Consider the following 24,673-nt stretch of genomic DNA (forward strand, 5'->3'; position numbering starts at 1 on the left):
CAGCATACGCACGATTTTTTAGAGCGCCCGCCTTAACGTTGATACGTATGGAGACTACGGCTTTCACCCCCCTATTAGATCGGGTAGGTAGGATACCGCCCAACTCACCCTTGACGAATGAGGGCATCCTCGGTACCCTAGTGTATAGTCCCTTTGTACGTCATATCACAATCTGTTACACGTGCCTTGCATATCCCCGGAGGATAAGTAATGTTCGAGGCTCCGTCCCTCGCCCCACCGCGCACTCCGCGCAGCAATCCGATCCTTAGCCGTGTTGACTGGGAGGCTCAACGTAATGCCGTTCTCGATGATCCGGGTGCCTTTCATGCTGCCATCGCCCGCAGTGCTATTCACTGGTACGATGCTGAACTGAACGCCTGGATCACCTGGGACGAGGCCGCATCCCGCTGGACAGGCCTCGATGCAGGTAACGGCGCAGTTGTTGAGGTGCCCTATGGGGCTGATCATCAGCCCTGGGCGCGTACCTTCAATGATGATAATCCCCCACACTACCGCTGGTTCGAAGGTGGTCTGACCAATGCCTGCTTCAATGAGGTTGACCGCCACGTCCTCAACGGTTTTGGGGATGAAATCGCTTACTATTTTGAGGGCGACCGCTGGGACAGTTCACTCAATGGTGGGCGCGGCGGCCCGGTGGTGCATACCAGCATCACCCGCAAACAATTGATGCTTGAGGTCGTCAAGGCCTCGCTGGTGCTTCAGGGGTTGGGGTTGAAGCAGGGTGATCGCATTGCCCTCAATATGCCCAATATTCTTGATCAGATCTACTACACCGAGGCCGCCAAGCGCCTGGGCATTGTCTATACGCCCGTTTTCGGTGGTTTTTCTGATAAGACCCTCTCGGATCGCATCCATAATGCGGGTGCCGAGGTGGTCATCACCTCGGATGGTGCCTACCGCAATGCGCAGATCGTGCCCTATAAAGAGGTCTATACCGACCAGGCGCTCGATAAGTTTATCCCGGTCGAGATGGCAATCAGCATCGTTGAGCAGACCTTGACGCAACTTAGCCTTGCTGCGGCAAAGGCCGAGATGATGCTCAAGATCGTCAAGGAGACAATTGCCGAGGATATTACGGTCGAGCGCTCGGATGTGATGCGTGGCGTCGGCAAGGCGCTGCAAGAGATGAGCGATCTTGATGTCGCCGAGCAGTCGCAGATCCGTACCGCGGTCGCGATGGCGCTGGTGGCTTCGCCGGCTCGGGTCAAGGCCGTCGTCGTGGTGCGCCATACGGGCCAGGATATCCTCTGGCGCCCCGAACGCGATGTATGGAGCCACGATTTGATGGAGAAGGCAACGGCGACGTTGTTTGAACTCGCCGCTGCTGCCGGTGTGACCGTCAAGAGCGAGCAAGAGTTGCTCGCTCTGCCGACCGAACAGTTCGTGCAGGCACTCTATGCCGCTGTGCCCTGTGCCCCGGTTGATGCCGAGTATCCGATGTTTATCATCTATACCTCCGGCTCGACGGGCAAACCCAAGGGTGTGGTGCATGTGCATGGTGGCTATGTCGCTGGCCTTGCGCATACGATGAAGGTGAGCTTTGACGCCGAGCCAGGTGATGTGATCTTTGTGATCGCTGATCCGGGCTGGATCACCGGTCAGAGCTATATGATCAGTGCGACGATGAGCTCGCGTTGTATCGGCGTGCTCGTCGAAGGCTCCCCGGTCTTCCCCAGTGCTGGGCGTTACTCGAGCATCATCGAGCGCCACAAAGTGCAGATCTTCAAGGCTGGCGTGACCTTCCTCAAGAGCGTGATGACCAACCAGCAGAATGTCGCCGACGTGCAACAGTACGATATGGGCACCCTGCGCGTGTGTACCTTCTGCGCCGAGCCTGTTTCACCGGCGGTGCAGCAATTTGGGATGGAAATTATGTCGCCCCAGTATATCAATTCATACTGGGCAACTGAGCACGGCGGCATCGTCTGGACCCACTTCTATGGCAACGAGGATTATCCGCTGCGCCCCGATGCACACACCTACCCGCTGCCATGGGTACTCGGCGATGTCTGGTTGAGCGAACTACAGCCCGATGGCACAACCGCAACCTATCACCAGGCCGAAAGCGAAGAGAAGGGCGAAATTGTTATTACGCTGCCCTACCCTTACCTCACCCGGACGATCTGGGGTGATGTAGAAGGCTTCGAGAAGGTGATCGCGGGCGAGCAACCGCTGACCGCATGGGTTGGCGATGGCGACCGCTATGCCAAGACCTACTGGCGGCGCGGGCCTGATGGTCAGTGGGCCTATGTCCAGGGTGACTTCGCGATGAAGTATGCCGATGGCAGCTTTACGCTACATGGCCGCTCAGACGATGTGATCAATGTGTCGGGCCACCGGATGGGCACCGAAGAGATCGAGGGCGCAATCCTGCGTGATAAGCAGACGACCCCCGATTCACCGGTTGGCAACTGTATTGTGGTCGGCGCACCGCACCGCGAAAAGGGTCTGACCCCACTCGCCTTTGTGCTCACGGCCCCCGGTCATCGCCTTTCGAGCAATGATCGTCGCCGCCTCGATGACCTGGTGCGCAACGAGAAGGGTATCGTGGCCGTACCCGAGGACTATATCGAAGTCACAGCCTTCCCCGAAACGCGGAGCGGCAAGTATGTGCGTCGTTTCTTGCGCAACCTGATGCTCGATGAGTCGCTTGGCGATACGAGTACGCTGCGCAATCCTGAGATACTCGACGAACTGAGCGAGAAGATCGATGCCTGGAAGCGCAAACAGCAACTTGCCGATCAGCAGCAGATTTTCGAGCGCTATCGCTACTTCCGCATCGAGTACCACGCCCTCAAGGGCAGTGGAGTCGCGCAGAAGAGCACGGCCTTGCGACGGCTGGCGATTGTGACGATCACCAACCCGCCGGTCAATGCGCTCAACGAGCGTGCGCTTGACGAGTTGAATACGATTGTTGACCACCTGGCTCGCCGCGAGGATGTTGCCGCCGTGATCTTCACCGGTCAAGGCACCAAGAGCTTTGTGGCTGGTGCGGATATCCGTCAGTTGCTCGAAGATATGCATACCTTCGAGGATGCGATTGCGCTGCCGAATAACGCGCACCTCGCCTTCCGCAAGATCGAGCGGATGGAGAAGCCGTGTATCGCAGCCATCAATGGTGTGGCCCTCGGTGGTGGGCTCGAATTTGCCCTCGCGTGTCACTATCGTGTTGCCGATGAGCACGCCGAGTTTGGTCAGCCCGAGATTAACCTGCGGATGTTGCCAGGCTACGGTGGTACGCAGCGCCTTCCCCGCTTGCTCTACAAGCGCTCGAATGGCACCGGAACCCTGCGTGCGCTCGAGATGATCCTGGGTGGGCGCAGCATTACCTCGGAAGAGGCGCTGGAAATTGGCTTGATCGATCACCTTGCCACACAAACCGAGGATGCGGTTAATTTCGCTGGCGCACTCGTGCGTGAGTACGCCACGGGCACGGGCGTGCTGAAAGCTGCCTTCGAGCGCCGCAAGGCGGCTCTGGTGAAATGGGAACAGCCGCAGTCCCACTTCGTGCAGGATGAACTGAACGCAATCATCCAGAACCCACGGGTGCAGCGCATTCTGAAGCAGTCGGAAGGTGCCGGTCGTACCAAGGCCGTTCAGCGGGCCCTTGAGGCGATTACCGTTGGCTTCGAAAAAGGTTTCGAGCAGGGTCTCGCCCACGAAGCGCAACTCTTTGCCGAGGCGGTGGTTGATCCTGAAGGCGGCAAGAAGGGTATCCAGGACTTTATGGATAAGCGCAGCGAACCGCTGCCCACCCGCCGCACCCTGGTCACCGCCGAGCAAGAGAAACTCTACCTGGAGACCGCGCAATTGCTGCCGATTGGCTCACCCTTCTTCCCAGGGGTGACGCCAATGCCCACCTGGCAGTATGCCCAGGGTGTCATCCGTGACCCCGAAACCGGCGAAGATCTGGTCGGTGACCCGATTGATGTCGAGCGTGAGGTGATCATTCCGGTCGAGAAACCTCGACCAAATCAGGCGCTGCTCTATATCCTGGCGAGCGAAGTCAACTTCAATGATATCTGGGCGATTACGGGCATTCCGGTCTCGCTCTTTGACGAGCATGACCGCGATTGGCACATTACTGGCTCGGGCGGTGTTGCCATCGTAGCGACCCTTGGCGAAGAACTGCGCCGCGAGGGCCGCCTCAAAGTCGGCGATCTGGTCGCCGTCTATTCCGGCCAGAGCAATGTGCTCTCGCCGATGATGGGCCTCGACCCGATGGCGGCTGATTTTGTCATCCAGGGCTACAATACGCCCGATGGCTCGCATCAGCAGTTTATGCTCGCCCAGGCACCCCAGTGTCTGCCGCTGGCCCCGGATATGTCGCTTGAGGCGGCAGGAAGCTTTATGCTCAATCTGGGTACGGCCTACCGCGCACTCTTTACGACGCTGCAGATCAAGGCGGGCAAGAGCATCTTCATTGAGGGTGCTGCCACCGGTACTGGTCTTGACGCGGCCCGCTCATCGGCGCGCAACGGCTTGCGGGTAATTGGTATGGTCTCGAGCGAAGAGCGCGCCAGGACGTTGATGGAGGCAGGTGGCAAGGGTACGATCAACCGCAAGCATCCATCGATTGCCAGCATCTTCACACGCATCCCGTCTGATCCTTCCCAGTGGGAGGCCTGGGAGAAGGCTGGCGAGCCGTTGCTCGATCTCTATCGCCAGCAGAACAACCATCATCTGGCCGACTATGCTATCTCGCACGCTGGTGAGCAGGCGTTTGCCCGTAGCTTCCAGTTGCTCGGTGAGCCACGTGATGGGCATATTCCGGTGCTAACCTTCTACGGGGCCAGTTCGGGCTATCACTTCACCTTCCTTGGCAAGCCGGGCCATTCGAGCCCCGAGGAGATGATGCGCCGTGCGGGTCTGCGCGGTGGTCAGGCGGTGATGATCTACTACGGTGTTGACGGCAAGTCACTCGTTGACGAGCCGGGCCTCGAAGCAATTGAGGCGGCTCGTGCGCTCGGGGCACGCATTGTGGTCGTGACCTATACTGATGCCCAACGCGAGTTTGTCTTTAGTCTTGGCTTTGGCGCAGCGCTGCGTGGGGTGGTTAGTATCGAAGAGTTGCATCGCCGCTATGGTGAGGACTTTGACTGGCCCGACACGATGCCCGACCTGCCCGACTCCAAGTCAGATCCCGATGGCCTGAAGGAGGCGATCCGGCGCTTCAACGACCTGACCTTCAAGCCGCTCGGTAGTGCGATTGGCGGCTTCCTGATAAGTGCAGATAACCCCCGTGGCTATCCCGACATGATCATTGAGCGGGCGGGTCACGATACGCTCAACGTCAGTGCAATGCTCGTCAAGCCGTTCATCGGACGGATCGTCTACTTTGAAGAGATGGGCGGACGGCGCTACTCCTTCTTTGCCCCGCAGATCTGGATGCGTCAGCGCCGGGTCTACATGCCAACCGTCAACCTCTGGGGCACGCACCTCTCGAATGCCTACGAGATCCTGCGGCTCAGCGACGAGATCAGCGCTGGTCTGCTCTCGATCACCGAACCGCTGGTGGTGGATTGGCAGGAACTGAAGGAGGCGCATCAGGCGATGTGGGAGAACCGCCACGTCGGGTCAACCTACGTGGTCAACCACGCCCTGCCGCGCATTGGCCTGAAGAACAAGGACGAGCTGTACGAAGCCTGGGCCGAGAGCATGCGCTCATAAGCCTGAATAGATAGAAGTACCAACGTGGGGTGGCGCATCAGCGCCACCCCACGTTGGTATCTTGCCAGGGTACAAAGCTGGTTAGAGGATCATGCTTAGTTCACTACAGCATCGTGGCTAATTCATCGTAGCGGGCAGCGATGATCGCTTCAAGCTCAGCACGGAGGGCCGGGCCTTTGACCTTACGGTGAACAATTTTGCGCATCTGCCGACTGAGCTCGGCATCATGCAAGCTATCGGTGAGCCAGTAAGCAAAATCGTTGCGGTAGAGATGATATTCGAGGGTTGCGATTGGCACGCGCCCGATAAGCATGCGGAACTCGGCGAGATTGGCGGCGGTTCCGTGCATAGTGCCCGTATCGTCACGAAAGACGAACCATTTATTGCGTGGCAAGGGGACGGTGACATACTTATGCAGGTGTCGAATGTGCGGCATGCGGCGCAGACCCGTGCGAAAGATAATATTATGCTCAGAGGCAGCACCGTGCATTGGCGTCGGCCCCAGATCGGTCAAGTACGCATGGCCCCGAGGCAAAGCGGTAATCTGCCTACGGGTGTGTGCCCAGTTGGGAGTGGTGCCAAGCAATTCATCGAAGAGCGCCAGATCTTCGGGAGTAGTGGTATTCGTGATCGCCCAGACTTGCACCGCCTCAAGGAGTGGCCGGGCAATCAGACTGGGCCGATAGCTCACCATCGCCACCCCGCCACCTGCCATCAGCGCCTGAACCGTGCCCGTATAGGGAGACTTCCAGGCCGGATAGCTCTGCTGGATTTCGTCGAGCAAGATCCAGTGTGGGCGACTGCGACGGATGCGGAGATCGAGCAATTCGCGGAGCAACCGTTCAAGGTAATCATTACGAGCTTCCTGCTCCATTGAAGAGAGGTCAACGATCAGGTTGGCATTGCCATACTCGCAGAGGGTTATGGCATCGCCGACGCGCTGCTGGTGCGAATTCTGACCACCAACCAGCATCGTATGCGGTAGCGCCGAGAGGCTGCGATAATCGCCCTCGGGATCAATGACAACAACCTGATAGCCCTGAGCGATTAATTCCTCGGCAAGTAGACCAGCAAGCCAGGATTTGCCGCTGCCGCTTGCACCACCAATCGACCAGACCCGATCGACCAGGTGCCAGGGATCCAGGTGAAATGGCTGCTGACCAAGCTGATACCCCAGGGCAAGCTGACGCTCTGGACGAATGGGGCGGGCAGGCAGCGTGCCATCGATCAACTGCCCAAGCAACTGGCGCATCCCAGCACCAGAGGGCTGATCGAGCACCAGATCAGCGGTAGCCTTTAATTCAGGGGTGGCATTCGCAACCGCAACCGCCAACTCACTAGCCTGCAACAGACTCAGATCATTTTCCGCATCGCCACATGCAACCACATTATGGAGGGAAAGGCCGAGTTCGCGCAAGACAAACGCCAACCCGGTTCCTTTAGTCGCCCCCTGGGGCAAAACCATGACCGATCCAAGGTTATACTCGATACTGGCACCGCCACCATATTCACGCAGCACGTCAATAATAGGCTGATCATGAGGAACGTGCGTTGCAACCAAGGCCATGCCGTGCTCAAGGGGGATGGGCAAGCCGAGCAAGCGTTCGAGCAACCCCTGTTGCAAACGACCAAAAGGCAAGATGACACTATCCTGGCGCGGCAAATAGATAACCGCGCCATTTTCGGCCACAATCGCGTCAAAAACCTCGGCAAACGGGCCATCAGGGGCAAACGTCGCCAGCGAACGCCCAGTCACAAGGATCAACGTCTTCTGAGCCTGCTTCGCCTTGCGGAGAGCCTGCCAGGTTGCAGGGGCAACGTGACCATGCTCAGCCAGGGTGCCATCCAGATCGGAAGCCAGAATGGACAGATGCACCAACGCACCTCGCTTTCGTCATCGAAAGACAGGTCATCAGGCTATGCTTGTTGCCACAACGCTCGCGTCGATGGAAAGGTAGAATATGTTTGCATAAAATTATTTGTGAAGGTGTTGTAGCTCGCGGCTACGCCGCGAGCAAGCATACAACCGCTTTTACAAACCCGTTAGGGTTGCTCTATCTTGTCCTGGAAATACTATAGCAGGTATGATAGGCGGAATCAATGAGATGCGTCCCTGTTCGCTAACCCTTCGCGACGTGGCGGTTTGGCGTGAGCTTATTTGCAAGGCATTGGAGCTAAGCGGCGGATTGACGGCGTAGCATGTCGTTCTTATCCGGCGAGATGGAAAACGACTTGTCTTGGAGCCTGAGGATGCCTTTGCGCAAGAAGTCGCAACACTTGGGCAAAGCGAATCATTTATGTTATTCTTAGCCGAACGCGCAACACGCAAAGGCGGTCGATCATTAGATGACTTTGCGCGTACCCTAGAGGCAGAAGAGCCTCGCACCACGGACGCTGACAACCCAACAGATGGAGTGTAAGGGAAACGGAAGTATCGTATACCCACATCTGTTGTGCCTTCGTAAATCTCCCCACCGCCGGTCGTCCAGCTAAGCCTCGGCCCAACACTGCCTCGCAGGCGACGCCGCTGGCGCGGCCCCTAACCTTGTGCGTTTTTCAACACGTCGCCCCGTACCGCCAGCCGTGCGCCTATCGAAGCCGCCTGATGAGAGCTTCCGCATCTGCGTAATCTGCAGACGATCAAGATGACGTTGCAACAGCCCTAGTTGGGCTGGCACGGGTTATCGGCTGCGTGTAGTGCGGCGTGCTACAATAGACACAGGATACCGTTCAAGGAGAACCACCGTTGGATCTTCGTATGGCGACCAGGATGCATAAGCGCCACTTCTCTATCGTTCCATTGCCTGAGGGGCAAGCGCGCGCAGTTTGCTGGTGTCGGTGTTCCTCGAACGCCGAGGCGCGATCTACCAAGCCTGCCAGTGGCGTGGTTAAGCGCCGACCGTTGGGCGTGGTAAGGCACCTATCAGTTAAAGGAATGCTCTATGAGGCATGCTGAAAAACATAAAACCCAACGGATCGGCTGGCTTCGGGCCGCTGTTCTTGGGGCAAATGACGGAATTGTCTCCACTGCCAGTCTTGTCTTGGGTGTTGCTGCAGCGGGATCTGATACTCAGGGCATCTTGGTCGCGGGCGTTGCTGGCCTCGTCGCTGGAGCTATGTCGATGGCTGCCGGCGAGTACGTGTCAGTCAGTTCACAGGCCGATACCGAGCGCGCCGATCTGGCCCGAGAAAGTGAAGAACTAGCCACCTATCCCGAAGATGAGCAAGCGGAGCTTGCAGCGATCTATGTCAAACGCGGGCTAGATCCGGCACTTGCGGCCACCGTGGCTAGCCGCCTAATGCAGCACGATGCACTTGGTGCCCATGCGCGTGATGAACTGGGTATCTCTGATGTCTTAGCGGCACGTCCCATTCAGGCCGCGTTTGCTTCCGCTGGCACATTTTCGGTGGGCGCCGTTCTTCCGCTTCTCATCGTAATACTGTTTCCGGCGTCCGCGCTCGTGTGGGCTGTCTCGGGCAGTTCGCTCTTGTTTCTTGCGCTGTTGGGTTCACTGTCTGCTTATGCAGGTGGCGCTCCGGTAATTGTTGGTGCCTTACGCGTTACCTTTTGGGGTGCCTTGGCAATGGCGTTGACGGCTGGGGTTGGCGCGCTCTTCGGGGTGGCAACTTGATTCGCTACTTGCCTTCCACCTGACACTGGCGCGATGCCTCGGACGGCTGGCGTTTTGCTGAGTGGCAAAGGCATTGGTTCACCGCGCCAGATCAAGCGAAGCCCAGCATTGGGCCGCTCTCGGCCCGAAAAGCGGATGCCGGACAATCTGTGCGACACAACATACGGTACGCTAGGAGGGTAGATAGATTTCTCTCCCGAGGGTAAACTAATGCTATGGTTCCAATCATCCTCATTGTTGGGGCGCCTGCGGTTGGCAAGACAGCGGTAGCACAGGCGCTTGCGGAGCGGTTTGGCAAGAGCATTCACGTTGCTGTGGATAGCCTGCGTGATATGGTGGTCTCGGGCTATGTGGCACCAGATGCTGCTTGGGGGCCGGTCTTGGTTGAGCAATTGACCTTGGCGAGGAAGATAGCTCGACACATGGCGCTGGCGTATTACGAGGCCGGTTATACGGTGTTGGTCGATGATTTCTGGGATCCGCACAGTTTGTTGAGCGAATACAATGGTCTGGAAACATACCCAGACGTGTACAGGGTGATTCTGTTTCCGCGACAGGATGTCGCGAAGGCACGAAATCGGCAACGATCAGGTGTGAGCCCGGTGACTGGCTATATCGACTGGGGAATTGAGATGGTGTATCGCAGCCTCAACCAGAATATCGGCTCACTACGAACGCAAGGTTGGATCTATATCGACAACTCAGACATGTCCATTGATGCTACTGCCGACTGCATCCTGAAGGCAGTCCATTGCTTGGAATAGTCACATGGCGATCTTCACGGTTTTAGCCCGCTTAGAAGCGCTTGTCTTCGAGATGAATGATGCGCGTGTTGCTTGTTGAAGGTCTGCCGCGCAAGCTGAAATAGGGCCTCAGACGCATGAATGCTAACTCCTTTCGTCATTTTTATAACTATCACTTCGCTGAAAACCGCAAGCTATGGGATGACTGCATCACGTCGCTTCCTTATGAGCAGTTCACCCAGGCGGTAGACTACTCGCATGGATCTGTGCGGGCGCACATTCTGCATCTCATCAGCGTAGATGATATCTGGTTCAGCGAACTATGCAACATCGAACCCTGCGAACCGCTGCCACCCGCGCACGGTGATGATCGAACCATCATACGCACGTATTGGGATCAGGTTGAGCAGCGCATGCGCGCATATCTGACCGTCTTGCAGGACGAGATGTTGTTTGAGACACCGATCAGCGAACCGGAAGAAGACAAAGACCTTCTGGTGTGGCAAGTGCTGCTCCATGTAGTCAATCATGGCACGGATCATCGCGCCCAGATGCTCAGGTTACTCAACGATCTAGGCGTGAAGACGACGTCACAAGACTATATTTTCTATGTCTATGATAATCCGTAGTTGCCTTTTGGGGCTTGTATTTTAAGAACATATATCCTATAATTGGTTATTGTGACCGAAGCTATAGCGGCAACATAACCGTAGGAGATCAAGGTAAGTCAGTAACCCACGGCTGAAGCGCGTGGGCTTGTGGAGCAATCCGTAAGCCCGTACTGACCAGACCGAGTCCCGTTTGGGGGACTACGCCCGCCGGGTCATGACACCTACGGATGCGTGTGCCAGTCCGTAGCCCTGTCGCTCGTCATCACGCCGTCCTGGGGCAAGGGACGCAGGTGGCGGGCAGGACAAGCCCGGTGGGCATGGTCGAGGCACCCATTACCCCCGCGAGGGGAGCAGGAGTAATCCGATGTCATTGGTGTTTGTGCTGAGTAGCGACCGGCAGCCGCTTGACCCGTGCCATCCAGCGCGGGCCAGACAGTTGCTTACGCGCGGGAAGGCGGCGATCTTCCGCAGATTCCCGTTCACGATCATCCTGACCGACCGCACGGCAGCGGAGCGCGTGACCCACCCGCATCGCGTGAAGATCGATCCCGGCTCCAAGACCACGGGAATCGCTGTGGTGGCTGAGGGAACGGGCCGCGTGGTGTGGGCGGGGGAACTGACCCATCGCGGTCAGCAGATCCGCGACCGGCTCTCCCAGCGGCGGGCCGTGCGCCGTTCCCGGCGGCAGCGGAAGACCCGCTATCGCCAACCGCGCTTCCTGAACCGGCGTCGGCCCGAGGGTTGGCTGGCTCCAAGCCTTCAGCACCGCGTCGAGACGACCCTGACCTGGGTGAACCGGCTGCGCCGGTACGCTCCCATCGCGGCCCTAAGCGTCGAACTGGTCAGGTTCGACACCCAACAGATGCAGAACGCCGAAGTCAGCGGCGTAGCCTACCAGCAGGGCACGCTGGCCGGATACGAAGTCCGGCAGTACCTCTTGGAAAAGTGGAACCGCCGCTGTGCATACTGTCATGCCACGGACGTGCCGCTGCAGATCGAACACATGACCCCGCGCTCACGGGGCGGGTCAGATCGGGTCAGCAACCTCACCCTGGCGTGTGAACCGTGCAACACCCGCAAGGGGACGCAGACGGCGGCGGAGTTCGGATACCCGCACCTTCAGGCCCAGGCTCGCCTCCCGTTGAAGGATGCCGCCGCAGTCAACAGCACCCGTTGGGCGCTGTCCCAGCGGCTCGTCGCCACCTGCCTACCCGTAGAAGCCGGGACGGGCGGGCGCACAACGTTCAACCGCACGCGCCTGGGACTGCCCAAAGGCCACTGGATGGATGCGGCATGTGTGGGAGCCAGTACCCCCGAGGCGCTCGACACGCGCGGGGTACGCCCGCTCCTGATCCGGGCCACCGGCCACGGGTCACGCCAGATGTGCCGGATGGATCGCTTCGGCTTCCCGCGTACTGGCGCGAAACAGGCCCGCCGCGTCAAGGGGCTTCGTACCGGCGATATGGTCAGGGCCGTGGTCACGACCGGGAAGAAGGTCGGTACCTACACGGGTCGCGTCGCCGTGCGGGCCAGCGGGAGTTTCAACATCACCACCGCGAACCGCACCGTGCAGGGTCTTTCCTATCGGTTCGTTCGCGCCATCCAGCGGAACGATGGCTATACGTATCAGCCCCAGCCTGTGCCAGCGCACGCTGAAGCGGGCTGAAGCAGGGCGCTCCTCCCAGGGCTGAAGCGCCTGGGTCTCCGCGCCTGAAGGCAAGCATTCTATGACCACGTCATCCTCAGTAGCAGTGTGCCTTTGGTACGATAGCAACGCGGAAGAAGCGGCACGGTTCTACACGTCGTTGCTTCCAAATTCAGCGATCTTGAGTGTTTCGCCCGTCATGGTGACGTTCACGCTTGACGGAGTGCCATTTCAAGCGTTGAACGGTGGGCCGCAGTTCAAACCTACCGAGGCTGCTTCTATCGCAGTGACCACCAAAGATCAACAAGAGACCGATTATCTCTGGAGCGCACTTACAGCCGATGGCGGCGAAGAAGGCCAGTGCGCCTGGCTGAAAGACCGCTTTGGCGTATCTTGGCAAATTGTTCCGCAGATCTTGCCAAAGCTCTTGGGCTCGCCAGACAGGCAAGCAGCCAATCGAGCAATGGAGGCAATGTTGCAGATGAGCAAGATCGACATTGAAACCCTCGAATCTGCATTCAAGGGTGCATGAGTGCCTTATAGCAGCCCTTCTACGCCAAATGTTGTGCGCACGACGCCAGGTAAATAGGTATAGAGCGCACCACCGAGCAGTGCCTCAAAGTGGGCTTGCAGCTGAATCGTTGCACGCCATCTATCCGGGAGTGTTTCATGCACCCCGTGACGTAACGCGACATCAACGAAGCGCTTTTCCAGCAAGCAGAAACCTTCGGGCAAGGCCAGTGGATCACAGAGTTGCAAGAGCCGATCATAATCATCATATATAATGCTCTCCAAATAGGTTTTTACGAAATAGGGGTGCGTACCTATGGCGAAACTCTGCCCCAAGATCATCCTCGAAGGGACGCGTCTGACCTTCAAGACCGAGATGGCCTTTGCGCTGAATGAGCATCCGCGCATTGTTGGCCCTCGCAAATACCGTTACCATTCCCCGGTCATTTCGGCTGAGTGGTGCGCTTTTACTAATTTCCCGTGGGGCCGGGGCTTGATCAATTTTGAGCCGCAAGAAGAAGCCCTGGCAATCGAGACCTACCAGACCTGGGTGCGCCTCTTTGAGTTGCAGCGTTACTATTCGTGGATCATTGATCGCTTTCATCTTTCTACGCAAATGTACCAGTTGCAACGCCATGATAAACACTATGATTTCAGTTGGCTGGAAGACCGGATGCGTCCCCTCGGGTTTCGTCTGGTCTTCTGCACGCGTACACCCGAGTCGTTTGCGGCGGCACGGCTCGAGCGGCTGAAAGTATCGGGCAATCCGGCCCAGTATGATGATCTGCAAGGCTTTGTCACCGAACAGAAGTTGATGCAGCAACTGGTTGCCGCGACGACGCTACCGACCTTGACGGTAGATATTTCTGATAACGATGTGCCAGCGGCGGTGGAACGGATCGCCGACTGGCTTGAAGCCACCGGGGGGCTGACGATGGCGTCGATGGCGAGGATGTGACGTAACGTCTTGCAGCGTGTGGTCGCATGTGGGGAGCTACCGCTCCCTGCCGAGTGGGGAGTTCCCACCATAAGCCGTCGGATCAACGAGCAGGCGCGACACGCATCCTGCGTGAGCATCCCGACCCACCCGCAGCGCCCGACACGCTCGTGTTGAGCGTCGATGGGGCAATGATCCCGCTGGGCCACGGCCAATGGGCCAAGGTGCGCACCCTGGCCGTGGGCGAGGTGCTGCCACTACAGCCGACCCGCGATGGTTCAGAGGTCGAGACGAGCAACCGGTCGTCCTGCTCGCGGGGCGTGGATCGGATGACCTTCGCTTCCGGGCGGAGGGATGGCCGATGGGCAGCGGCATGGTGGCGAGCGCCAACACATTGGTTTGGTATCGGTACGCGCCGTTTGGATCGCCTGGATCCACTGCAGAAAGCTCTGCGGGAACTACTCGGGGTCACTACGGGCAAGCCCGCAGCCAAACGTATCGTACGAGGGAATGCCATATCGATTAAGATTCAATGGCCCTCAATCGTTAATAATGCGGCTCTTGACAAAGTAGAACAAAAATGCTATAATTGTATTATGACCTGACTCAGGTAGATGCTAGAAAGGTGGCACCCATGTACGTGAAAGAGATAGTCTACGATCCCGAGACCCGCGACTTTGCGATGTACCTTGATGGAGACCTCGTTGGGTTTGCCCGCACCTATCATGAAGCCGAGAGCACCCTAGACGAACTGGTCTACGAACTGTTGCGGAATGGATATGTGCGCGAAGCAGCCTGAGCTTGCGTTGTTGCCGTGCGCGAAGAATCCGTTATAATGCTGAGAGCAGTGGCGCTCGTGTAAAGCGTCACATCTGTGCCAGAGCGAGGTCAGGATGGCTCAACAGCACTGGTGGCAGCGGGCAATAGCCGCAATTGATCGGGAATACGAGCGCCGCATTCGTGCGGCGAGTCGGGTAACGGAATATGGGGTTAGCCATCATCACCATGATGAGCACGATGATAATGGTGACGATGGTGAGGTCGCCGAGATTATGAACATCCCGAAAGGCACCCGTATTGCACATCGTTCCTCAGATATGCCCATAGCTGCACCTTCGGTTGATGATCAACCAGAGCGTTGAGTCCGTGTGATCTGGGGCGCAGAGGCAGTCGTGCAAATGAGCACGTAGAAGCATTGACGGAGGTACGAGCGCATGTCCGGCCACTCGAAATGGCATACAATTCGGCGATCCAAAGGCGTTGCGGATCAGCGTCGCGGTCAACTGTTTACCAAACTCGCCCGTGATGTCACGCTTGCCGTACGTGAAGGTGGGGGCGGTGATCCTGATATGAATTTTCGCTTGCGTCTTGCGATTGACAAGGCGAAGGCGAATAATATGCCCAATGACAGCATTCAGCGTTCGATTGATCGTGGCCTGGGAAAAAACAACGAGGCGGCAATCGAAGAGGTTTTCTATGAAGGGTATGCCCCTGGAGGAATCGCGATACTAATTGAGACGGCAACCGATAACCGTAACCGCACGAATTCTGATGTACGGTCAGCGCTCAACAAGGCTGGGGGCAATCCTGGTGAGCCAGGTTCAGTGAGCTGGATGTTTGAGCAGAAGGGCTTGCTCACGGTCGATCTGACTGGGAGTAGCCTTGATATTGATGAAGTGCAGTTGATGGTGATTGATGCCGGGGCTGACGATGTTGAGGTTGATGGTGAAGCACTTGAGATCTATTGTGAATGGACACAACTCAATGCGGTACGCCAGACGCTGCTTGAGCACCAACTCCCGCTGACCGGTGCAGAAAAGACGATGCGCCCGAAGACACTGGTGCAACCCGATGAAAAAGAGGCGCTTGCCGCCATGCGTTTGATCGAGAAACTCGAAGATCTTGACGATGTACAGAAGGTCTACTCGAATCTCGACATTACCGAGGAACTGGCTGCCAAATTTGAGTAAGTTGGTATCATGCGGACGCTAGGTATTGATCCCGGGCTAGCAACAATGGGTTGGGGTATTGTTGAGGAACAAGGCGGTCAGTTACGCCTAGTAGCAGTTGGCGCACTGACGACACCAGCGGGCACGCCGCTTCCTGAACGGTTGCACTCCCTGTACGATGAACTGCGCAGGGTAATCGCCGAACATCGCCCACAGTCTGCTGCGATTGAAGAGCTCTTTTTTGGCAAAAATGTCAACACTGCACTGACGGTCGGGCAGGCCCGGGGGGTTGCGTTGCTCGCATTGGTGCAGGCGCATATTCCTGTCTTTGAGTACAAACCTACGGTCGTCAAGCAGGCTGTAGCTGGGTATGGCGGGGCAGATAAAAAGCAGATGCAAGAGATGGTGCGGATGACACTTGGTTTAAGCCTGGTGCCCAAACCCGATGATGCAGCTGATGCGCTTGCGATTGCTATTTGTCATGTCTATAGTAATCCGATGTTGCGTCGCCTCGGTGAGGCATAAACTGGCAATAATGTCAAAACGACGTGTGGGGGCACCTGCGGATCTTGAAGAAGTGTACCCCGATCGGTTCATTGTGCATAACCCTGCGGTTGGTCCAAGCCTGCGTGGCGAGGGCAAGCGTGAGGGTGATCGTTTTGTCTTGACGTCGTGGCGACGCGAGGGCTTTCTGGCACGCGTCCGCGGGAAAACATTTGTGGTGCTGACCCTCGCCGATCAGATTAGGCTGCTCCCTCTTTTGCCCCGCGTGACGGCATTGGGTGAGCCAATTCTCTATACACCCGGACAAGGGCAACGGGTGAGTTATTTTGCCGGCGTGCTCGGGTGGCAACCTGCTGCGGAGGCGCTCGATGCACCGGGAGCATATCGTCTGGTTGAGGGGTCGGTTATCCGACGGCGCAGAGGGCGCGGCCCCGGTCAATACTACCATGTACGCACGGGTAAACTGGTTACCCTTGATGAAGATGAGGCCCTGAGATACGGGTATGTAATGGCAGCCCGTATTCAGGCACAGGTCGTGGTTGCCTATCAAGGGCAGGATGGACAGTACCAGATACCAGATCTCTTGTTGCCAAGTGCCCATCGTGCCATGCTTGGACGCTTGATTATTGGCAAGATGGGCGAGGATTACGCTTTTGGGCCTGAGGCCGTGGGCTTGATCGAGGTATTGCTGGGGACGCTGGGGATTGAGCTTGACGTTGAGGGATAACCACTGGTGGTCTCACCGCTCTTGCCAGTTTCGCTGGCAAGAGCGGTGAGACCACCAGTATGTTTTGAACCCAACGCTAGCGTCCCTGGTTGGCCTTGAGCTCGGCGATCGTGCTTTGCACGGCCAGGAATGAAGGCCGGGGGCTCCAATCGGGGTTGAGGATACCGAACGAGCCTTGTTCGTGATTGGGATCGAGGCCATTTTCCGCTTTGGTGACGGCAAAATTCATATTCCAGAGAAACATATTGCCGACGAAGGGATAGAGTTCGAAGGTACGGCGCATTGCCCCGGTAATATATGCGGCCTGTTGTTCGAGGGAGACAAAGTTGCCGAATTCATAGCCCGGAGTGACATTGGGGGTCGCCCAGCCATACTCGGTAATCCAGACGCGCTTATCGGCCATGCCATACTCTTCCATCCAGCCACGCACCTTTTCGATATGGCGGAAATAGTGGGTGGAATCATCGTTCCAACAGCGATCAGGGGCGGGTTCGCAGCCCTCGATATAACTAGGATTATCAGGCCAGAGCGTATCAGGGGGGTTGGCAGCGCCACCGGGATGGACGGCCTGAATATCGAAGTAGTTGCGCACCTCGCCGCCGTTGTAGGTGTACATGGCCTGATAGAACTCTCGGTCAGAGAGTGCAACCGAAGGATTGGTGACGGCACTTGACGAGGAGGCTGCGGCAAGCACGAGGGCATCGGGATCAATGGCCTTGATGCGTTCATAGGCCAGTTTCAGCATTTCGACATAGCGGCCAACATCAGCCGTCGTAATCGTGCCACCAGTCTCGTGGGCAAGATTCGGTTCATTCCAGATCTCGTAGGCGTGGATCCGGCCCTTATAGCGTTCGGCGAGCACAGCCATAAAATTGGCAAAGGTGGCCGGGTCATCAGGGAGACCGTTGGTTGCGCTATACGCGGTAGGTGAACGCACGACATTGACAAGTAAGCGCACCCCATAGGCATTAGCGGTAGCGACAATCGGATCAATCTCGTCCCAGGCCCAGATCCCATTGACCGGATCTTCGATATCGCGCCAGTAGATCTGCTGGCGCACCCAATCAAACCCGGCATTGCGGGTCAATTGGAGGACGCGCTCGCGGTCGGTATAGTAGAGGTGGGCGACAACCCCGAATTGCAGATAGTCGGGATTGAGCGAGATCGCGGTCGGTTCTGCGGTTGGGGCATTCGACGAGTCATTGGCGGTTGGCGTCGGTGCCGCCGGAGTATCTGCAGGTGTAGTGGGATCAGAAACGGTTGTGGGCGCGGGTACGGCAGAGGTCGGCCCTGGATCGGCTGTTGGAGCGCTGCCACAGGACGCAATGAGTGGCACGAGCATCATCAGGATCAACAGAGCGCTGAACCTAGATTGCATATAAGACATCACACAACTCCTTCCAAGACAAGGATTTAGGAGATAGAAAACAGGAACTAGGTCCAATACCTTTTAAATAAGACCTCACAGGTCTGCTCGTCCGCATTGGGACGCCATCATCAAGACCTGTGAGGTTTCTTCTCGTCCTTATTTGAAAAGTATTGTGTCTAAGACTGGAAAATGGCTCAGGAAGACAGTGCTTCCTGAGCCACCAGACAGAGACACAGGCTCCCTGTTAGCGTTTCGGGAACGACTGGAGGGCATTATAGACAGGGCGTGGGCTCCAATCGGGATTAAGCACCCCAAAGGCCGCCTGTTCGTGCAACGGATTGCCCTGATAGGCCCAAGGGATCGCAAAGTTCAGGTTCCAAACAAACATTGCGCCGACCCATGGTGCCCAATTATAGCGACCAATCTCGAGCGCGCGCACGGTCCATTCGGCCTGCTGTTCGAACGAGATTCGATTACCATACTCGTAGCCAGGAGTATTATTGGTGGTAGCCCAGCCGAACTCGGTGATCCAGATCTGGTAATCGCCCATCCCGTTGGCGACGAGCACATTGCGGGTATCTTCAATACGGCGGAAATAGAACTCACGGCTGTTGCGCCAGTTGGGGCCAGGGCCGGGATTGTCAGGCCACATCGTATCAGGCGGGTTGTACTGCCCACCGGGATGGAGCCCAATGGCATCAACGTTTGCGCGGAAGCGCGGATTGATTGCCATCTGGCGAACAAATTCGGTATCGCTAATGGCGATATCGGCACGATTGGTCTCGGTACTGGTTGGAGCACCACTGACGACAATCGCATTGGGGTCAGCGGCCTTGATCGGGCCATACACAGCGGCGAGCATATCCACATAATAGTCCGCACTTGCGACGCGACCGCCGGTACCACCAGCACTAGCACAATCGCCACCGTTTTCACAGGCGCGGTTCTGTTCATTCCAGATCTGATAGGCATGGACGCGACCGCGGTAACGAGCGGCCATCTGGCCCATAAAGCTGCCAAAATCGGCGAAATTCTCGCGCCGCGGCATCCCGGGGCCACCTGCCCAATCAGGGGCTGAGACCACACTGATCAAGAGTTTGACCCCCTGGTTGCTCGCATCGGCCACGATATCATCAAGTTCGGCCCAGTAGATCGCGCCGGAGCGATCATGCAAGTCACGCCAGCGGACCTGTTGGCGAATCCAGGGCATATTGGCATTCTTCGCAAGGGTCAGCGCACGGTTGCGATCCTGCCATGCGGTACCCTGCCCATAGAGATGGGCATTGAAGCCGTAGATAAACGGCTGGGGCAGCGAATCGGCCGCGCTGCGTGGCGTAAAGGCAGGATTGTTGCTATGGAACTTGTCACGATACTCGTTGCCAAGCAGACCGAGCAAAATACGATAGCGAGGATCAGGCTGATTGGGGTGCCACTCCATCCGCTGACGCTCAAAATACTGCACCCAGTAGGTTTGTCCATCGGCCTGATTGACCTCCTGGAACTGCTCACTGAGAGGATAGCCAAAGACCTCTAGGCCACCATTGCGCTGCCAGAAATCACGAAACGGGGCGGGGCTATTGCGCAGCGTATGGTTGGTTTCGGCAAACCAGGTACCATCACCAGGGTTGCCGACAGGCTGGAAGGCGGCCTCATTCTCACGACCGCGAGCGAGCTGCTGGCCCATCAAGCGACCAAGCACATAAAACCGGTTGCCCTGCTGACCAAAATTCTCGGGGTGCTCTTCGAGCACAGCGCGCTCGAAATACTGCACACGATAATATTGGCCAGGGTTGGTGAAACTCTCTTCGATAAAGGGTGCCGAGATGGGGAACCCAAGCACGAAGAGGGCATTCGGCGTATTCCTCCATTTCTCAAGGAAACCATTGACAGCGGCCTGGCCCGTTTCGCTAAAATAGCGAGCCTGGAAGGGGGGGAAGGTGTTGGGAACACTTGGCTGGGCAACGCTGGGGCGGGGCCATGCAAGCATGGTAGCCATCATTGCGACCAGCACCAGGGCGACGATGATCCGTCTGGCCATGCATTTTCTCCTCATGTTGTGTCAGCGAAGGTCTTTGCGCCTGAACCTTTTGCTAACAATTGTAGCACAGAAGCCTGATATCTGTCTGATGGTGTCCTGAATGGCAAAATTAGGTTTCACTGTCTGTATCGGTACTGGTTGCTGAGAGTAGTGGAGACCGGTGTGTGGTTCTGACCAGGACTATTCAGGTAGGCGAAACTTGGAGGTGAAAGGGATCAGTCGGGCGGCGCAAACCAGGACATCTATGCATCTAGGGGGTTCCTATCAGACCGAGGCGATTATACGTGGATGCTGGCTGACCGTCAAGCGTTAGGGGGATTGATCGAGCATGGGCAGCGTTCTGGAGCGTAGCCCCAGAACGCTGCCCATGCCGTTTAGGGTGGCAGGCTTTTCAAGTTTGGCCTGGATCACGCCGTATGATAGACGTCGGCGAGGCCATAGACAGGGGTTGCAAGGCCTTCTAAGCGTGCTTTGAGTTGCAGAGCAAGAAATTGGGAGTAGTGACGGGACTGATGGAGGTTGCCACCGTGAAACCAGAGTCCTTCCTGGCGGGTTGGTTTCCACATATTGCGTTGCTCGCCTTCCCAGGGGCCGGGATCTTTCGGGGGGCGCCCTGACCCTACCTGTGGGGATATTTGTCTAGTCAAGTAATGTTACCAATCTTGTGGTATGATACAGGCCTGTTTCCCGTGCTCACAACAGGCGGCAACTTGTGAATAAAGGTGTACTCTACGCAATCGGGGCGTATGTTTCGTGGGGCTTACTGCCCATCTTCTGGAAAGCCTTGCATCACGTACCAGCGCTTGAGATCCTGGCGAATCGGGTTGTCTGGGCGATGGTGGCCGCGCTGATTGTTGGGCTCTTTGCGTTCCGCACAAACTGGGGATGGCTCTTCGAGGCTTTGCGCCAACCACGCACGCTACTTGTTTTTGTGCTGTCAGCGAGCCTCCTCTCCTTTAACTGGGGCCTCTATATCTGGGCGGTCAACGCCGATCATGTCGTTGAGACCAGCCTGGGCTATTTTATCAATCCGCTGGTCAATGTCTTTCTCGGGGTTGTCGTGCTACGCGAGCGCTTGCGGATCGGGCAGGGCCTTGGTATTGCGCTCGCGCTTGCCGGCGTGCTCTATCTGACGCTCACCTATGGTTCGCCACCCTGGATTGCCCTTAGTCTGGCTGGATCGTTCGGACTCTACGGCCTGCTACGTAAAACGGCTCCGCTCGCTTCGATCCAGGGCTTTACCCTCGAAACGTTGGTGATGGCGCTCCCAGCCCTGGTTTTCCTGGGCTTTGTTGAGCGCACCACGGGTGGTACGCTCGGCCATGCGGATCTCTTTACGACAACCCTGCTGATCTCATCGGGTGTGGTGACAGCGGTGCCCCTCTTGCTCTTTGCCGCAGGGGCACGCCTCGTGACCCTGACCACGCTCGGGCTCTTGCAGTATATTGCCCCGACGCTCCAATTTCTGCTCGGGGTTTTTGTCTATGGTGAGTATCTCAGCACGCAGCGCTTGCTTGGTTTTGTGCTGGTCTGGATTGCCCTAGCGATCTATTCGATCGAGGGCATCATCACCAGCAGGCGACGCCAGACAATCACCCCGGCACAGCCCAGCAGCGTATAGGGGTGGTTATTTCTGGCGAACGATGCTAGCAAAGGTAGCATCGTTCGCCACTAGCAACCTTTTCTTGCCCAAACCGAGAGGCGTTTACGCTTACGGCAAGGCCCAGATCTCAACAGATCCGCGGCGCGAGCCAACAACAACGAGCGTATCGTCAGCAGTGACGGCAAGGTTATCGCCATTGCAGGGGCTACTCGCAAGCTCGGTTGGCCCATCAGCCTCAACCTGCCACAAGCTGAGCCCTCCTGTTGGGCCGACGGTCAACAGGTGGCCGGCTTCGGTCGCGGCGAGTGCCGTTGCATCAGCGAGTGCTCCCCGTTCAAGCAAGGTGCCAGCCTCATCCCAAACCCACAGGCGTCCGGTATCATCAAGGGCGGCAAGCTCGCCGTGCGACCCATTGGCAAGCGCGATCAACCAGCCACCATGGGCGGTACGCAAGACAGTTGGCGCGCCTCCATCATGTGTCTGGAAGAGGCGTACCGATCCATCGTAGGCTGTGCCAATGACAACTTCGCCCTGGTGGGCAAAGGCAACACCGAGGACGGCGGTGGCATTCAAGCCGCCATCCTCGATGACAGTCAATTCACGTACGGCTTCGCCCCCGGGGATGCGCCAGAGGCGAACCGTGCCATCCAACCCCGCCGAGGCGAGCAAGGTACCATCCTGCGCAAAGGCAAGCCCAAGCACGCGGCCTTCGTGTCCAGTCAGGCGGGTTAGCAGCGTACCTTCAGGCAGGCTCCAGAGGATGACGCTCCCATCGGCACCCGCTGAAGCCAGCATGCGTTCGTCAGGGCTGACCGCCAGGGCGTGGATTTTGCCTTGATGTTCCCATATCGTCTCACGCAACTGGCCTTCCTGGGTCCAGAACATAAGGCTACCGTCTTCGCCACCAGTCATGACCTGACGATTGCTTGTCATCGCAACGGCGGTAACGGCAGGTACCCCTTCCAGGGTATCAAGAGGCAGCTCATCGGCATTCCAGCGTTTGAGCGCACCGTCGCGTCCTGCGGTAAAGAAGCCGCCTCCGTGAACCATCACCAGGGCACTGAGCGCCCCACGGTGCGCCTGGATCACCCGTTCGCGTTGTCCAGAGGGCCACGCCCAACGTACGACTTCGCCGCTGGTTGTGCCAGCGAAGACTGACCGACCGTCAGAAGCAAAGGCTACCCGGGTGACCGGTGCAAGCTGTGCTGTCTCGCTCATGATCGTCAGATAGGCGCGGGCATAGCCACTGACCACATCCCAGATCTGGACTGAACCTGGTTCACTGCGCGACCCTGCTGAAGCCACTGCCAGCGTTGTGCCATCGGGGGTAAAGGCGAGATCGGTGACCTCGCGGAGGCCAAGGGAGAACTGCTGGACAGGCGTAGATTCGGGCAACTGCCAGACCGTCACCGTGCCATTGGCATCACCGGCAGCTACGTAGGTACCGTCGTGATTGAAGGCCACGCTGGTGAAATTCGCCGTTAGCGCACCTAGATCATTGCCTTCTGACGGGCGCAATTCGGACAAGGGCACCCATTGCTCTACCTGCCAGATGACAAGCGAGCCGGTCGCAAGTGCAACGGCCAGGCGATCACCACCCGGGGCAAACACAAGATCAGTCACCCTGGCCCGGTGCGCGAGGGTCTCAAGCACCGTCCCATCGTGCAGGCGGCGCAATTCAACGTCACTGCCAAGGGCAAGGGCAAGCAGCTTCCCCGAAGGCGCAACGACAAGGCCACTCGGCGGTACCGCGAGATCATACTCCCAGCCTATCTTCCCGAGCAAACCTGCGTCGTGTTGTTGCAGATGCAGCGCGGTCGCCACAAAGAGCGTTGTGCCATCGGGACTCAGCGCCAGATCCAGTGGCACGCCACTGCCCCACTGATGCAAGCGTTGCAACACCGGGGCAGACAGGCTGAGGAGCACGTCAGGATCGGGGGAGACCGGGGCGACGGTCGCCAGAGGCACCACCGCATCAGGAGGAGCCGTCGTTTCAAGTGTTGGCGAAGGGGCAACCACACTGGTTGGCTCACTCGCCAGACGTAGTGGCGTCAACTGAGGCGTGCATGCCGCAAAACCCAACACTACGAAGGTCACAATGAGAATAGGGGTAGTTTTGCTTAGCACTGACATAGACAGGCATTGTAGCATACCCTGGGAGTGGGGGGATTCACCCCTCAGCGGGCGTAGCGCTAAGCCATGCCAGCGCAGCATAGAGCCCGATCAAGGTCTTGCCATCCTCAAAGGTACCATTGGTGAGCGCCTCGGGCAGCGTTGCGAGGGGCAGCGCAACCTGATGAAGGCGTTCATCCCAATCGGGCGTTGCCGTGACGGGATGCAGATCGAGCGCCAGAAAGATAGCCGTGGTTTCATCGGTAAAGCCCGGGGAAGTCGCGTACTTCAAGAGTGGAATCAGCCGCTCGGCCGCGTACCCGACCTCTTCGGCGAGTTCGCGGGCAGCGCACGCCGCCAACGTCTCACCAGGTTCGCGCAGACCAGCGGGAATCTCGATAGTTTCGCGCTCAACGGCGATGCGAAACTGACGCACGAGCAACACCTGACCGTCTAGCACCGGCACAACGCCGACCCCACCCCGATGGCGCACCACATCACGGCGTGCCCGTTGCCCATCATCGAGCATAGCCGCCCCGGTCACGACGGTAAAGACCGGGCCACGAAAGGCCTCGCGCTGCTCAACCCAGGTTTCCATAGAG

The 24,673-nt window shown here is 57.7% G+C and carries 19 protein-coding genes and 1 pseudogene; 13 read left to right on the forward strand and 7 right to left on the reverse strand.

Going from position 1 to position 24,673, the window contains the following annotated elements:
- Nucleotides 1-210 precede the first annotated feature (210 nt).
- A complete protein-coding gene (locus EKD05_RS01240) occupies nucleotides 211-5,691 on the forward strand; it encodes an AMP-binding protein (RefSeq protein ID WP_129670470.1) in 5,481 nt (1,826 codons plus the stop codon).
- Between the two features lie 103 nt (nucleotides 5,692-5,794).
- Here EKD05_RS01240 and EKD05_RS01245 read toward each other — a convergent pair whose 3' ends face one another.
- On the reverse strand, nucleotides 5,795-7,567 hold the full coding sequence (locus tag EKD05_RS01245) for a DUF5752 family protein (protein ID WP_165360529.1): 1,773 nt from the start codon (nucleotides 7,565-7,567) through the stop codon (nucleotides 5,795-5,797).
- A 1,066-nt stretch (nucleotides 7,568-8,633) separates the two neighbouring features.
- On the opposite strand from EKD05_RS01245, the gene EKD05_RS01250 reads away from it, so the two are divergent.
- The 5 genes from EKD05_RS01250 (at nucleotide 8,634) to EKD05_RS01270 (ending at nucleotide 12,854) form a co-directional block, all read left to right on the forward strand.
- The gene (locus tag EKD05_RS01250) at nucleotides 8,634-9,323 is read left to right on the forward strand and encodes a VIT family protein (RefSeq protein ID WP_129670472.1); all 690 of its coding nucleotides are present in this window, start codon (nucleotides 8,634-8,636) and stop codon (nucleotides 9,321-9,323) included.
- A 215-nt stretch (nucleotides 9,324-9,538) separates the two neighbouring features.
- Nucleotides 9,539-10,087 carry an AAA family ATPase gene (locus EKD05_RS01255; protein ID WP_129670473.1) on the forward strand — a complete coding sequence of 183 codons (549 nt, stop codon included), beginning with the start codon at nucleotides 9,539-9,541 and terminating at the stop codon, nucleotides 10,085-10,087.
- 116 nt (nucleotides 10,088-10,203) lie between these two features.
- Nucleotides 10,204-10,695 carry a DinB family protein gene (locus tag EKD05_RS01260; RefSeq protein ID WP_129670474.1) on the forward strand — a complete coding sequence of 164 codons (492 nt, stop codon included), beginning with the start codon at nucleotides 10,204-10,206 and terminating at the stop codon, nucleotides 10,693-10,695.
- Between the two features lie 346 nt (nucleotides 10,696-11,041).
- Entirely contained in the window at nucleotides 11,042-12,343 is a 1,302-nt protein-coding gene (gene iscB, locus EKD05_RS01265) for an RNA-guided endonuclease IscB (protein ID WP_129670475.1), read from the forward strand.
- A 61-nt stretch (nucleotides 12,344-12,404) separates the two neighbouring features.
- Nucleotides 12,405-12,854 carry a VOC family protein gene (locus EKD05_RS01270; protein ID WP_129670476.1) on the forward strand — a complete coding sequence of 150 codons (450 nt, stop codon included), beginning with the start codon at nucleotides 12,405-12,407 and terminating at the stop codon, nucleotides 12,852-12,854.
- 5 nt (nucleotides 12,855-12,859) lie between these two features.
- Here EKD05_RS01270 and EKD05_RS01275 read toward each other — a convergent pair whose 3' ends face one another.
- Nucleotides 12,860-13,117, reverse strand: a complete 258-nt coding sequence (locus EKD05_RS01275) for a hypothetical protein (protein WP_129670477.1) — start codon at nucleotides 13,115-13,117, stop codon at nucleotides 12,860-12,862.
- 31 nt (nucleotides 13,118-13,148) lie between these two features.
- Here EKD05_RS01275 and EKD05_RS01280 point away from each other — a divergent pair, with 31 nt between their 5' ends.
- From EKD05_RS01280 to EKD05_RS01300, 6 genes are all read left to right on the forward strand, one after another.
- Nucleotides 13,149-13,790 (forward strand): hypothetical protein, encoded by a 642-nt coding sequence (locus EKD05_RS01280; protein WP_129670478.1) that lies wholly within the window; start codon nucleotides 13,149-13,151, stop codon nucleotides 13,788-13,790.
- A 613-nt stretch (nucleotides 13,791-14,403) separates the two neighbouring features.
- The gene (locus tag EKD05_RS25615) at nucleotides 14,404-14,568 is read left to right on the forward strand and encodes a hypothetical protein (protein WP_165360530.1); all 165 of its coding nucleotides are present in this window, start codon (nucleotides 14,404-14,406) and stop codon (nucleotides 14,566-14,568) included.
- Nucleotides 14,569-14,662: 94 nt separating this feature from the next.
- On the forward strand, nucleotides 14,663-14,911 hold the full coding sequence (locus EKD05_RS01285) for a hypothetical protein (protein WP_205703835.1): 249 nt from the start codon (nucleotides 14,663-14,665) through the stop codon (nucleotides 14,909-14,911).
- 72 nt (nucleotides 14,912-14,983) lie between these two features.
- A complete protein-coding gene (locus EKD05_RS01290; protein ID WP_129670479.1) occupies nucleotides 14,984-15,739 on the forward strand; it encodes a YebC/PmpR family DNA-binding transcriptional regulator in 756 nt (251 codons plus the stop codon).
- A 9-nt stretch (nucleotides 15,740-15,748) separates the two neighbouring features.
- On the forward strand, nucleotides 15,749-16,243 hold the full coding sequence (gene ruvC / locus EKD05_RS01295; RefSeq protein WP_129670480.1) for a crossover junction endodeoxyribonuclease RuvC: 495 nt from the start codon (nucleotides 15,749-15,751) through the stop codon (nucleotides 16,241-16,243).
- Nucleotides 16,244-16,253: 10 nt separating this feature from the next.
- Nucleotides 16,254-16,949, forward strand: coding sequence for a hypothetical protein (locus EKD05_RS01300; RefSeq protein ID WP_129670481.1), 696 nt, complete (start codon nucleotides 16,254-16,256; stop codon nucleotides 16,947-16,949).
- A gap of 76 nt (nucleotides 16,950-17,025) precedes the next feature.
- On the opposite strand, the gene EKD05_RS01305 is transcribed toward EKD05_RS01300, so the two are convergent.
- From EKD05_RS01305 to EKD05_RS01315, 3 genes and pseudogenes are all read right to left on the reverse strand, one after another.
- Entirely contained in the window at nucleotides 17,026-18,336 is a 1,311-nt protein-coding gene (locus tag EKD05_RS01305) for a cellulase family glycosylhydrolase (protein WP_129670482.1), read from the reverse strand.
- Nucleotides 18,337-18,562: 226 nt separating this feature from the next.
- A complete protein-coding gene (locus tag EKD05_RS01310; protein ID WP_129670483.1) occupies nucleotides 18,563-20,356 on the reverse strand; it encodes a hypothetical protein in 1,794 nt (597 codons plus the stop codon).
- 407 nt (nucleotides 20,357-20,763) lie between these two features.
- A pseudogene (locus EKD05_RS01315) lies at nucleotides 20,764-20,961 on the reverse strand (NAD(P)/FAD-dependent oxidoreductase); the annotation flags it as partial.
- A gap of 107 nt (nucleotides 20,962-21,068) precedes the next feature.
- Here EKD05_RS01315 and rarD point away from each other — a divergent pair.
- A complete protein-coding gene (gene rarD, locus EKD05_RS01320; protein WP_129670484.1) occupies nucleotides 21,069-21,977 on the forward strand; it encodes an EamA family transporter RarD in 909 nt (302 codons plus the stop codon).
- 90 nt (nucleotides 21,978-22,067) lie between these two features.
- Here the strand turns inward: rarD and EKD05_RS01325 are convergent, their stop codons facing one another.
- Both EKD05_RS01325 and EKD05_RS01330 read right to left on the reverse strand, forming a co-directional pair.
- Nucleotides 22,068-24,092, reverse strand: coding sequence for a WD40 repeat domain-containing protein (locus EKD05_RS01325; protein ID WP_165360531.1), 2,025 nt, complete (start codon nucleotides 24,090-24,092; stop codon nucleotides 22,068-22,070).
- A gap of 37 nt (nucleotides 24,093-24,129) precedes the next feature.
- Nucleotides 24,130-24,669 (reverse strand): NUDIX hydrolase, encoded by a 540-nt coding sequence (locus tag EKD05_RS01330; protein ID WP_129670486.1) that lies wholly within the window; start codon nucleotides 24,667-24,669, stop codon nucleotides 24,130-24,132.
- Between the last annotated feature and the right edge of the window lie 4 nt (nucleotides 24,670-24,673).

The sequence above is a fragment of the Candidatus Chloroploca sp. Khr17 genome (genome assembly GCF_004138165.1).
Classification (GTDB): Bacteria; Chloroflexota; Chloroflexia; order Chloroflexales; family Chloroflexaceae; genus Chloroploca.